The organism is Rhizobacter sp. (genome assembly GCF_031412075.1).
Classification (GTDB): Bacteria; Pseudomonadota; Gammaproteobacteria; order Burkholderiales; family Burkholderiaceae_C; genus Rhizobacter.
The window spans coordinates 1-10818 of the sequence record NZ_JANOCG010000493.1 but is presented as its reverse complement, the minus strand read 5'-3'; the positions used below and the strand labels follow the sequence as shown (position 1 = coordinate 10818).

The following is a 10818-nucleotide window of genomic DNA, read 5'->3' as shown; positions in this document are numbered from 1 at the left end:
CTACACCACCACGGCGCTGGTGGGCGGCGACGCGGCGTTGGCGACCCAGTTCGACAACGGCCACTTCGCCACGCTCTACCTCAGCCCCAAGGACTACCACCGCATCCACATGCCCTGCGACGGGAAGCTCACCCGCATGATCCACGTGCCCGGCCCGCTGTTCTCGGTCAACCCGACCACGGCGCGTGGCGTGCCGGGCCTGTTTGCCCGCAACGAGCGGGTGGTGTGTGTGTTCGAAACCAAGCGCGGCCCCTTCGTGCTGGTGCTGGTGGGCGCGACCATCGTGGGCAGCATGGCCACCGTCTGGCACGGCGTGGTCAACCCGCCGCGGGTGAAAGAGGTGCGCGAATGGCGTTATCCGGAATCGAACAAGGGCAAGCCGGTGCACCTCAAGCAGGGCGACGAGATGGGCCGCTTTCTGCTGGGCTCCACTGTCGTGATGCTGTTCCCCAAAGGCCCGCTGCAGTTCAACCCGTCATGGCAGCCGGCCGGTGCCATTCGCATGGGTGAGGCGATGGCGGCTCTCAAAGCGGCGTGATTCGCCGCTCACCGGGTCGGTGAACTCCAGCGTTCTGGCCAGCAACTGCAAAGGCCGGCTGTAGTCCGGCGTGAGAGTGTCAGGCTGCAGCGTCGGGTAGATCAGGTCATTGACGATCGGAAGCCCCAACGCTGCCATGTGCACCCTCAGTTGATGGCGTTTGCCCGAGAGTGGCCGCAGGCCGTAGCGCGCCAGCCCGCCCCAGGATTCGATCAGCTCGATGTGGGTTTCCGTGTTGGGCTCGCCCGGCACTTCTTGCATCGTCATGAATGAGTCACCCCCTTCCAAGCGGGTAGAGCGAATCAGTGGCCATGGTTGGTCTAGACGATGGGGAGCAATGGCTTCATAGCGCTTCGCTACCAGCCGGTCGCGAAACAGCGCTTGGTAGCGCCCCCGCGTCTCCGGTTGCACGGTGAACAGCACCAGCCCGGCGGTTTCGCGGTCGATGCGGTGCACCGGCGCCAGGGTGTCGATGCCGAGCTTTCGCTTGAGGCGCACCAGCAGCGTTTCCTGCAGGTAGCGGCCGGTGGGCGTGACGGGCAGAAAATGCGGCTTGTCGGCGACGACGATCAGATCGTCCTGGTACAGCACCTCTTCGGCGAAGGGGATGCGCGGCTCAGGCGGCAGGCTGCGGTAGTAGTAAAGCTTGGTATGCGCCGTGAACGGCGCGTCGGGTGCGACGGCGGCACCTTGTGCATCGGTCACCTCACCGCGCTGCATGCGGGCCAACCATTCTTCACGCGCAATGCGCGGAAAGCGCTCCACCAGGAACTCGATCAGCGTGGCCCACGGCCCGGGCGGCAAGGCCACACAGCTGCGGCCGACACCGTCAGCGGGATGCATCGAGGCGCTTTGCCCGCTGCAATCGCCACTCGCCATCGGGCTCGCCGGCGTAGACCTGCTCGGCGGTGGTGTCGGTTTCCTGCAGGCGCGTGTCGAGCGCAATGCGGTTGTCGAACACGAAACACTCGCCCTCCCACTCGCGCTCGGCGTCAGGCAAGGTCTGGAAGTAGTTCAGGATGCCGCCTTCCAGCTCGCGAACCTGCAGGCCCAGGCCGCGCATCCAGGCGCTGGTCTTTTCGCAGCGGATGCCACCGGTGCAGTACATGGCCACGGTCTTGCCCTCCGCCTGCCACTGCGTGGCATGGGCTTCGACGTAGCGCGGGAAGTCACGGAAGTTCGCCACGCCGGGGTCGACGGCGTTCTTGAAGCGGCCCAGGCGGTATTCGAAGCTGTTGCGGTTGTCGAGCACGACCACGTCGTCTCTCGATATCAACTGCCGCCACGCTTCGGGGCCGACACGGGTGTCGGGCGAAGCGCCAACACCACCGGGCACACCGACGGCCACGATCTCGGGCTTGACGTGAATCTTCAGACGGGCAAACGGGGCCGTCTTGCAGGCGCTGCGTTTGAACACCATGCCGGCAAAGCGCGTGTCTTCGAGCAAGGCGCGCTCGAAAGCATCCAGCGCATCTGCCGAGCCGGCCAGCACGCCGTTGACGCCCTCCTCGGCCACCAGCACGCTGCCGAGCAGATCGGCGGCGAGCAAACGCAAATGCGCCGCGACGGCATGGGGCTCATGCAGCGCGGCGAATTTGTAGAACGAGATGTGGAAGAGAGATGGCATGGCGCGAGCGAGATTGTCGCCCGCAGCAGGCATCAACCCATATGGAGACCACCGTTCACGGAGAAGTCGGCGCCCGTGGCAAACCCCGACTCATCCGACGCCACCCACGACACGATGGACGCGATGTCGTCTGGCGTGCCCAGGCGCTTGACCGGGATGCCGGCGACGATCTTGTCGAGCACGTCCTGGCGGATCGACTTGACCATGTCGGTTGCGATATAGCCCGGGCTCACGGTGTTGACCGTCACGCCCTTGTTGGCCACTTCTTGCGCCAGCGCCATGGTGAAGCCATGCATGACGGCCTTCGCGGCCGAGTAGTTGGTCTGGCCGAACTGGCCCTTCTCGCCGTTGACGGAAGAGATGTTGATGATGCGGCCCCAGCCCTTTTCCAGCATGTCTTCGATGACCTGCTTGGTCACGTTGAACAGGCTGGTGAGGTTGGTTTCGATGACGGCGTCCCAGTCGGCGCGGCTCATCTTGCGGAACATGCCGTCGCGGGTGATGCCGGCGTTGTTGACCAGCACGTCGATCGGGCCGAGTTCAGACTTGGTTTTCTGGAAGGCGGCGACGGTCGAATCCCAATCGCCCACGTTGCCCACCGAGGCGTGGAAGTTGTAGCCCAGCGCCTTCTGCTCATCGAGCCATTTTTTGAAGTCGCGACTCGGGCCGCAACCGGCAATCACGAGGAAGCCATCTTTGTGCAGGCGCTGGCACATGGTGGTTCCGATGCCACCCATGCCACCAGTGACGTATGCAATCTTTTGGCTCATTGTTGTTCTCCTTCGGTTGGTGAAACTCTAGCGTCGCGCCGCAGGTGGCTCCGGTCAATCGGGTTCCCACCAACAACGCGCGCAAATGACATTCAGCGTTCGACCGTCAGTGCAACGCCCATGCCACCGCCGATGCACAGGCTGGCGATGCCCTTCCTGGCGTTGCGGCGCTGCATCTCATGCAGCAGGGTCACCAGAATGCGGCAGCCCGATGCACCGATCGGGTGCCCGATGGCAATCGCACCACCGTTCACATTGACCTTGCTGGTGTCCCAGCCCATTTCGTTGTTGACGGCGCAGGCCTGCGCGGCAAAGGCTTCGTTGATCTCGAGCAGGTCGAGATCAGCAGCCTTCCAGCCCGCACGTTGCAGCGCCTTTTGCGAGGCGGTGACCGGGCCCATGCCCATGTAGGCGGGGTCGATGGCGGTGGTGGCAAAGCTCTTGATGCGCGCCAACGGGGTCAGGCCCAGCTGGTCGGCTTTCTTGGCCGACATCACCACCACGCCGGCGGCACCGTCGTTCAGGCCCGAGGCGTTGCCCGCCGTCACGCCACCCGCCTTGTCGAACGCGGGGCGCAGGCCGGCCAGGGCTTCGGCGTTGGTCTTGCGGTTGATGTATTCATCGGCCGAGAAGACGATCGGGTCGCCCTTCTTCTGCGCGATGCTGAAGGGCACGATCTCGTCCTTGAACTTGCCGGCGTCTTGTGCGGCGGCGGCTTTTTGCTGCGAACCCAGGGCCAGCGCGTCTTGCGCTTCGCGGCTCACGCTGTACTTCTTGGCCACGTTTTCGGCGGTGATGCCCATGTGGTACTGGTTGTACACATCGAGCAGGCCGTCGACGATCATCGTGTCGACCATTTTCCAGTCGCCCATGCGCTGGCCGTCGCGCGAGTTGGGCAGCACGTGGGGCGACATGCTCATGCTCTCTTGCCCGCCGGCGATCACGATCTCGGAGTCGCCATAAGCAATGGCTTGCGCCGCGAGCATCACCGCCTTGAGGCCGGAGCCGCACACCGCATTGATGGTCAGCGCCGGCACAGCCTGCGGCAAGCCGCTCTTGATGACCGACTGGCGAGCCGGGTTCTGGCCCGAGCCGGCGGTCAACACCTGGCCGAGGATCACTTCGTTGATCTGGTCGCCGGTGAGCTTGGCGCGCTTGAGCAGCTCGACGATCACCGCAGAGCCCAACTCGGGCGCAGCCACCTTGGCCAGGCTTCCGCCAAATTTGCCCACGGCGGTACGGGCGGCTGCAACGATCACGATGTCGGACATGGGGTTCTCCTGGTGGTTGAATGACGCGTTGATATCACGAGTTTGTTCTCTCGGCGTGCGCCGGCTCAAGCCTTTTGTTTGACATAACGGCCGGGTGCCGGTTCGGTGGGTTTGTATTGGCGGTTACCCGCAGCCTTGGGCGCGGCCACTTGTTTGCCGGCGTGGCTTTTCAGCCAGGCGTCCCAATCGGGCCACCAGCTGCCGGGGTGTTCCTTGGACTTGTCGAGCCAGGCCTGTGCGCTGCCTGGCAGCGCTGCGGCGGAGCCGATCCAGTGGCTGCGTTTTTTCTTCGCCGGTGGGTTGATCACGCCGGCAATGTGGCCCGAGGCGCCCAGCACGAAGCGGCACTTCGCGGCCTTGAGCACCTGGGTGTTGCGGTAGGCACCGTCCCACGGAACGATGTGGTCTTCTTTCGAGGCGTACACGTAGGTTGGCGCGTCGATCAGCCCCAGGTCGACGGGCACGCCGCACACCGTCGCCTTGCCCGGCTTGACCAGGTTGTTTTCGAGGTAGGTGTTGCGCAGGTACCAGCAGTACATCGGGCCCGGCAGGTTGGTGCTGTCGCTGTTCCAGTAAAGCAGGTCGAACGGCGGTGGCGTTTCACCCTTCAGGTAGTTGCCCACCACGTAGTTCCAGACCAGGTCGTTGGGCCGCAGGGCGCTGAAGGTGGATGCAAGCTCCTGGCCCTTGAGCAGGCTGCCGCCACCCGGGCTGTTGGGGCCGAGGGTCATTTCGCGCATCTGCACCATGGCCTCGTCGACGAAGAGGTCGAGCACGCCGGTGTTGCTGAAATCGAGGAAGGTGGTCAGCAAGGTCATGCTGGCCGCGGGCTTCTCGCCACGCTGGGCCAAGACCGCCAGGGCCGTGGCGAGGATGGTGCCGCCCACGCAAAAGCCGAGCGTGTTGATGGTCTTGGCGCCGGTGATCTCTTGCACCACGTCGATGGCCTTGATGGCGGCGCCTTCGATGTAGTCGTCCCAGGTCTTTTGCGCGACCTCTTCGTCGGCATTGCGCCAGCTCATCACGAACACGCGATGGCCCTGGGCCACGGTGTGGCGGATCAGCGAATTGTCGGGCTGCAGGTCGAGGATGTAGTACTTGTTGATGCAGGGCGGCACCATCAGCAGCGGCCGCTCGAACACCGTCTTGGTCAGCGGTTTGTATTCGATCAGCTGGAACAACTCGCCTTCGAACACCACGCTGCCTTCGGTGGTGGCCACATTGCGGCCCACCTCGAACACCTTTTCGTCGGTCTGCGACATGTGGCCCTGCTGCAGGTCTTGCCACAGGTTCTGGATGCCCTGGGTGATGCTTTCACCCTGCGTCTTGAGCGCGAGGCTCATCGCCTCGGGGTTGAGCGGCAGGTAGTTGTTGGGCGATGCTGCGGCCACGAACTGCTGCACGGCAAAGCGCACACGCTGGCGGGTTTTTTCTTCACCCTGCACGCTGTCGGCCATCTTGGCGAGGGTGCGGGCATTGAGCAGATAGAGCTGGGCGGTGAAGGCCGCCACCGGGTTCTCGGCCCACGACTTGTCGGCAAAGCGCTTGTCGTCGAGCGCGGGTGCAGCAGCGTCTTTGGCAGGGCTGACGACGCTGTTCCACAGGTCCGTCGCCTCTTTCAGGTAGTCACTTTGCAAGGCGCTCAACGCCGGCAAAGGCAGGCTCAGGTCGCTCAATGACTTGACGGTCTCTCCGATGGTGGAGCCGTAGGCCTGGGCGGCCGCTTCGGCGCCCGCGAGAGGGTCGAATGCCGCTTGAGGGCGTGTTGTCTTGGTCTTCATGTGTCTCCTTGCCGCTCATCTTGGTTTTGCACGCACGGCTACAGTGTGCGCTGCCGTTCACAGCATTGTCGTGACCCGGCTCATGGAAGAGCAAAAATGTATCTCGTTGCCATAGGCTGGATGTTCGTGGTGGTGTTGATGACGGCCGCCGAGGCCATGAGCCCGGTCGGCACGCTGCTGGGCGCGTTTTTCACGCTGCTGTTGTATGGGGTGCTGCCGCTGTCCATCGTGTTGTATGTGATGGGCGCGCCAATGCGACGGCGCGCACGAAACTCCGTTCAGGCAGAGCCTGCCGAAGCCAGCGAGCAGCAAGAAACCGCCACTTCGACAGGCTCAGTGCGAACGGAAATCGAATCACTTGAGCCAGATGGCGGCAGCCATGCGGCCGGTGATCCCGTCGCGGCGGAACGAAAAGAACCTTGATCGCTCTTGCACCGTGCACCAGGTGCCGCCGCTGACCTGGGTGACGCCGAGCGCGGCGAGGCGGTCACGTGCCAGCAGCGGCAGGTTGGCCAGCCACTTGCCGTGCGGCAAGGGCTTGAAGCGCAGCGGGTCGGCCGCTGCGGGTTGAACGCCAAAACCTTCGAGAACATCGGCCCCTACCTCGAAGGTATCGGGCCCGATGCAGGCACCCAGCCAGCATTCGACCTGCGCCGGTTCGCAGGCCGCCGCTTCGCACAGGTGGCGCACCGTGGCGTCGACCACACCGCCCGCCAAACCCCGCCAACCCGCGTGGGCCGCACCCACGGCACCGGGCGCTGCAAACAGCACCGGCAGGCAATCGGCCACCTGGACCGTGCAGGCCAGGCCTGGCTCAGTGGTGATGCACGCGTCGGCTTCCTGCGCGGGCAAGGCCAGGTGTTCGTAGGTCAAGGTCAGCACGCGGGTGCCATGCACTTGTTTCATGAACACCGGCGCGGCCCCGAGCGCTCGCACAAAGCGCGCGCGGTTGAGGGCCACCTGCTGCGGGTCATCACCTACCGCGACGCCCAGGTTCATGCTGTCCCAGGGGGCGACGCTGCCGCCACCTGAACGCGTGCTCATCAGGCTGGCAACACCCGGAGTGCGCCATTCGGCGCGCAGCCAGTCAGGGTGCGGCATCGGGGCAGGCCGAGGGTTGCGCGGCAGTGAAGGCGTCGAGCGCCATGCACCCGTCAAACACCCGCATCACCGTGGGCACGTGGTCGAGCCGGCACGCCATGCGCTGGGCGTTGAAGACCTGTGGCACCAGCAGCAGGTCGGCCATCGTCGGCGTGTCGCCGTGGCAGAAACGTCCGGTCGCCGGGTTGCGGGCCAGTTGGCGCTCCACCGCTTCGAGGCCGGTTTCGACCCAGTGGCGGTACCAGCGGTTCTTGTCGTCTTCGCTCAGCTTCATTTCACCGGTGAGGTAGCGCAGCACCCGCAGGTTGTTCAGCGGGTGGATCTCGCAGGCCATGTCGAGCGACAAGGCCCGCACCCGCGCGCGGCCCAGCGCATCGGCGGGCAGCAGCGGGGGCTGAGGGTGGGTCTCGTCGAGGTATTCGATGATGGCGATGGACTGCCCGATGAGCGCATCGCCATCTTTCAGCAAAGGCACCAGTTGCGCCGGCAACAGGGTGTCGTAGGGTGGCTTCAGGTGCTCTCTCTTGACCAGATGCACTGGCACATAGTCGTAAGCCAGGCCCTTGAGCGCGAGCGCAATGCGCACCCGAAACGATGCCGAAGAACGGAAATAGCTGTACAGCTCCATCAGCCCGCCGTGATCGCCACGCGCAAGGAGCCCACCCCGTCGATGCGCGCGTGCAGCGTGTCGCCCTCCATCACCGAGGCCACACCTTCGGGCGTGCCGGTGAAGATCAGGTCGCCAGGCGCCAGCTCCCAGGCGGCGGAAAGCTGCTCGATGATCTCGGGCACGCTCCAGATCAGCTTGCCGATGACGCTGCTTTGCCGCTTGGCGCCGTTCACGTCGAGTTCGATGCGGGTGGCGGCATTCAAATAACACTGCGCCGCCGGCCGCACCGGCCCGATGGGCGCCGACTGGTCGAAACCCTTGCCGATGCACCAGGGGCGGCCGAGCTTCTTGGCTTCACCTTGCAGGTCGCGCCGGGTCATGTCCAGTCCCACGGCGTAGCCCCAGACGTGGCTGGTGGCGTCGGCCGCCTTGATGCCCTTGCCGCCCTTGCCAATGGCCACCACCAGCTCGACCTCGTGGTGCAGGTCACGGGTGAGGCTCGGGTAGGCCATCTGGCCAGTCTCGCCTTCGCCCACCGGCAGCACGGCGTCGGCGGGCTTCATGAAGAAAAACGGCGGCTCGCGGCCGCTGTGGCCCATTTCAATGGCGTGGTCGACATAGTTGCGACCCACGCAGTAGATGCGGTGCACCGGAAACTGAGCCCCGGGTTCACCACCCGCAACGGGCACGGCAGGCACGTGGGGAACTGGCAGCACATAGCTCATCGAAAGTGTCTCCACAAGGGCATGGGTCGAGGTGTGACCGATGATGCCCGCGACCCCTCACCCCTTGCAAGGCAGGGCTTGCGCGGGTGTTCGCGGGGATTGAACAGGCCCTAAACTGCCTGGCATGTTCCAGCCGCGAAGCATCAAGCATTGCAGGGCCTGCGGCTCGCCAGTGCAGTACGTGACACCCGCCGACGACAACCGCGAGCGTGCCACCTGCACCGTCTGCGCCACCGTCCACTACGAAAACCCGCTCAACGTGGTGGGCACCTTGCCGGTGTGGAACGACAAGGTGCTGCTGTGCCGCCGCAACATCGAACCGCGCCATGGTTTCTGGACGCTGCCCGCCGGCTTCATGGAGCTGGGCGAAACGACCGAACAAGGTGCCATCCGCGAAACCGTTGAAGAGGCCGGTGCACGCGTCGAGCTGCAAGGCTTGTACACCTTGCTCAACGTGGTGCGTGTGGGCCAGCTGCACCTGTTTTACCGTGCCCGCCTGCTCGACACCGACTTCGCCCCCGGGCCCGAGACCATCGAAGCGCAGTTGTTTGCCGAGGCTGAAATCCCCTGGGACGAGCTCGCATTCCGCACCGTGCGCGAGACCTTGAAGCACTATTTCGAAGACCGCCGCCAGGGCCACTACGGCCTGCATTGCGCCGACATCGGCTGAGCAGACCCACACCCCATGCCCAACACCGGTCAAACACCCCTGCCCCCACCCCCCGCAGCTCAACCCGCTGCCAGCGCTGCGACCACGCACCTGCGCGAAGACCTCATCAACCCCGACCCGCTCCTCGATTGCCTGGTCGAGGTGTGCCGCCTGCATGGCCAGGCGGCGTCTCGCGCCTCGTTGTCGGCCGGCCTGCCCCTGGGCAAGGACAGCAAGACCGAAACCGGCAAGGGCCTCCTCACGCTCGAGCTGGCCGAGCGCGCAGCAGCACGCGCGGGCATGTCGGCCAAGCTGCAGCGCATGCCGCTTGCGCGCATCAACCAGGCGGCGCTGCCGGTCATCCTGATCCTGAAAGACAACCAGGCCTGCGTGCTGATGGGCTGGGAGGGTGGCGGCGAGATCGCCCGCGTGCTGCTGCCCGAAACCTCGCAAGGCTCGATCAGCCTCGGCCGGGGTGAGCTGGAAGCTCGATACACCGGGGTGGCGCTGTTCGTGCGCCCGCATTTCCGTTTCGATGCGCGCACCCCCGAAGTGCGCAGCGTCAAGGCCAAGCACTGGTTCTGGAGCGCCATCCTGGAGCAGCGCTTTGTCTACCGCGACGTGCTGTGGGCGGCGCTCCTGATCAACTTCTTCGCGCTCGCGTTCCCGATGTTCAGCATGAACGTCTACGACCGCGTGGTGCCCAACAACGCCACCGAGACGCTGTGGGCGCTATCGATCGGCGTGCTGCTGATCATGTGCGCCGACGTGTTCATGCGCATGTTGCGCAGCCACTTCGTCGACGAGGCCAGCGCGCGCATCGACGTGCAGATCTCGGCCACCTTGATGGAAAAAGTGCTGGGCATGAAGCTCGAGAACCGGCCCGAGTCGGTGGGCTCGTTCGCCTCCAACCTGCGCGGCTTCGAGCAGGTGCGCGACTTCATCGCGTCGAGCACCGTCACCGCACTGATCGACCTGCCCTTTGCGCTGATCTTCATCGGCGTGCTGGCCTGGATCTCGCCGTGGCTCGCAGTGCCGGTGATCGCCACATTCATCATCTTGTTGGTGGTGGGCTATGTGTTGCAGCACCGGCTGCACGAGCTGTCGCAAACCACCTACCAGGCCTCGGCGCAGCGCAACGCCACGCTGATCGAGAGCCTGACCGGCATCGAGACCATCAAGTCGCTGGGCGCCGAGAGCGTGATCCAGGCGCGCTGGGAGCGGGCCAACGTGTTTCTTTCGCGCACCAATGTGCGCATGCGGGCGCTGTCGTCGTCGGCCACTTACGTGACGGGCTGGTTGTCGCAAGGTGTCACGGTGGCCATCATCGTGATCGGCGTTTACCTCATCGGCCAGCGCGAGCTGACCATGGGCGCACTCATCGCCGCCAGCATGCTCGCCGGGCGTGCGCTGGGCCCGGCCGGGCAGATCGTGGGCCTGCTGATGCAGTACCAGGGTGCGCGCACCGCCATGGAGTCGCTCGACAAGATCATGGAAAAGCCGGCCGAGCGGCCGCTCGGCAGCAACTTCATCCAGCGCCCGCAGCTGCGTGGCGACATCGAGTTCCGCAACGTCAAGTTCAGCTACCCCAACCGCCAAGACTCGGCGCTCGACGGCCTGAGCTTCAAGATCACCGCCGGCGAGCGCGTGGCGCTGATCGGGCGCGTGGGCTCGGGCAAGTCGACCATCCAGCGCCTCATCATGGGCCTGTACCAGCCGACCGACGGCGCCGTGCTGCTCGACGGC

The 10818-nt window shown here is 65.0% G+C and carries 12 protein-coding genes; 4 read left to right on the top strand and 8 right to left on the bottom strand.

Annotated elements, in window-relative coordinates; translation table 11 throughout:
* Positions 1-538, top strand: a 538-nt coding sequence (gene asd / locus RMO40_RS18365) for an archaetidylserine decarboxylase (RefSeq protein WP_309724473.1), incomplete at its 5' end; no start/stop codon positions are given.
* Here asd and RMO40_RS18360 read toward each other — a convergent pair.
* From RMO40_RS18360 to phaC, 5 genes are all read right to left on the bottom strand, one after another.
* The gene (locus RMO40_RS18360) at positions 476-1381 is read right to left on the bottom strand and encodes a pseudouridine synthase (RefSeq protein ID WP_309724471.1); all 906 of its coding nucleotides are present in this window, start codon (positions 1379-1381) and stop codon (positions 476-478) included. The two genes, asd and RMO40_RS18360, sit on opposite strands and share 63 nt — an antisense overlap.
* Positions 1368-2165: an oxygen-dependent tRNA uridine(34) hydroxylase TrhO gene (gene trhO / locus RMO40_RS18355; RefSeq protein ID WP_309724469.1), complete on the bottom strand. Its 798-nt coding sequence runs from the start codon at positions 2163-2165 to the stop codon at positions 1368-1370. Before trhO ends, RMO40_RS18360 begins: the two co-directional genes overlap by 14 nt.
* Before the next feature lie 32 nt (positions 2166-2197).
* Positions 2198-2935 (bottom strand): acetoacetyl-CoA reductase, encoded by a 738-nt coding sequence (gene phbB, locus RMO40_RS18350; RefSeq protein ID WP_309724467.1) that lies wholly within the window; start codon positions 2933-2935, stop codon positions 2198-2200.
* 92 nt (positions 2936-3027) lie between these two features.
* Complete coding sequence (locus RMO40_RS18345) at positions 3028-4206, bottom strand: acetyl-CoA C-acetyltransferase (RefSeq protein ID WP_309724465.1); 1179 nt, start codon at positions 4204-4206, stop codon at positions 3028-3030.
* 65 nt (positions 4207-4271) lie between these two features.
* Positions 4272-5987 (bottom strand): class I poly(R)-hydroxyalkanoic acid synthase, encoded by a 1716-nt coding sequence (gene phaC / locus RMO40_RS18340; protein WP_309724462.1) that lies wholly within the window; start codon positions 5985-5987, stop codon positions 4272-4274.
* A 96-nt stretch (positions 5988-6083) separates the two neighbouring features.
* Between phaC and RMO40_RS18335 the strand changes: the two genes are divergently transcribed.
* On the top strand, positions 6084-6410 hold the full coding sequence (locus RMO40_RS18335) for a hypothetical protein (protein WP_309724460.1): 327 nt from the start codon (positions 6084-6086) through the stop codon (positions 6408-6410).
* On the opposite strand, the gene pgeF is transcribed toward RMO40_RS18335, so the two are convergent.
* Genes pgeF through RMO40_RS18320 form a run of 3 tightly spaced genes read right to left on the bottom strand, consistent with a single transcriptional unit; the run spans position 6342 to position 8423 of the window.
* Positions 6342-7088: a peptidoglycan editing factor PgeF gene (gene pgeF, locus RMO40_RS18330; RefSeq protein ID WP_309724459.1), complete on the bottom strand. Its 747-nt coding sequence runs from the start codon at positions 7086-7088 to the stop codon at positions 6342-6344. The genes RMO40_RS18335 and pgeF overlap by 69 nt on opposite strands.
* The gene (gene maiA / locus RMO40_RS18325) at positions 7075-7716 is read right to left on the bottom strand and encodes a maleylacetoacetate isomerase (protein ID WP_309724458.1); all 642 of its coding nucleotides are present in this window, start codon (positions 7714-7716) and stop codon (positions 7075-7077) included. Before maiA ends, pgeF begins: the two co-directional genes overlap by 14 nt.
* Positions 7716-8423, bottom strand: coding sequence for a fumarylacetoacetate hydrolase family protein (locus RMO40_RS18320; RefSeq protein ID WP_309724456.1), 708 nt, complete (start codon positions 8421-8423; stop codon positions 7716-7718). Before RMO40_RS18320 ends, maiA begins: the two co-directional genes overlap by 1 nt.
* A gap of 124 nt (positions 8424-8547) precedes the next feature.
* Between RMO40_RS18320 and RMO40_RS18315 the strand changes: the two genes are divergently transcribed.
* Both RMO40_RS18315 and RMO40_RS18310 read left to right on the top strand, forming a co-directional pair.
* Positions 8548-9093, top strand: coding sequence for a zinc ribbon domain-containing protein (locus tag RMO40_RS18315; RefSeq protein WP_309724454.1), 546 nt, complete (start codon positions 8548-8550; stop codon positions 9091-9093).
* Positions 9094-9108: 15 nt separating this feature from the next.
* Positions 9109-10818 (top strand): ABC transporter transmembrane domain-containing protein (locus tag RMO40_RS18310; protein ID WP_309724453.1); only part of this gene is annotated, 1710 nt, incomplete at its 3' end.

Bases quoted from the DNA above. Each gene is read 5' to 3' on its own strand.
- RMO40_RS18360 (WP_309724471.1), bottom strand. From the start codon at position 1,381: ATGCATCCCGCTGACGGTGTCGGCCGCAGCTGTGTGGCCTTGCCGCCC.
- RMO40_RS18320 (WP_309724456.1), bottom strand. From the start codon at position 8,423: ATGAGCTATGTGCTGCCAGTTCCCCACGTGCCTGCCGTGCCCGTTGCG.
- phbB (WP_309724467.1), bottom strand. From the start codon at position 2,935: ATGAGCCAAAAGATTGCATACGTCACTGGTGGCATGGGTGGCATCGGA.
- RMO40_RS18315 (WP_309724454.1), top strand. From the start codon at position 8,548: ATGTTCCAGCCGCGAAGCATCAAGCATTGCAGGGCCTGCGGCTCGCCA.
- phaC (WP_309724462.1), bottom strand. From the start codon at position 5,987: ATGAAGACCAAGACAACACGCCCTCAAGCGGCATTCGACCCTCTCGCG.
- maiA (WP_309724458.1), bottom strand. From the start codon at position 7,716: ATGGAGCTGTACAGCTATTTCCGTTCTTCGGCATCGTTTCGGGTGCGC.
- RMO40_RS18345 (WP_309724465.1), bottom strand. From the start codon at position 4,206: ATGTCCGACATCGTGATCGTTGCAGCCGCCCGTACCGCCGTGGGCAAA.
- trhO (WP_309724469.1), bottom strand. From the start codon at position 2,165: ATGCCATCTCTCTTCCACATCTCGTTCTACAAATTCGCCGCGCTGCAT.
- RMO40_RS18335 (WP_309724460.1), top strand. From the start codon at position 6,084: ATGTATCTCGTTGCCATAGGCTGGATGTTCGTGGTGGTGTTGATGACG.
- pgeF (WP_309724459.1), bottom strand. From the start codon at position 7,088: ATGCCGCACCCTGACTGGCTGCGCGCCGAATGGCGCACTCCGGGTGTT.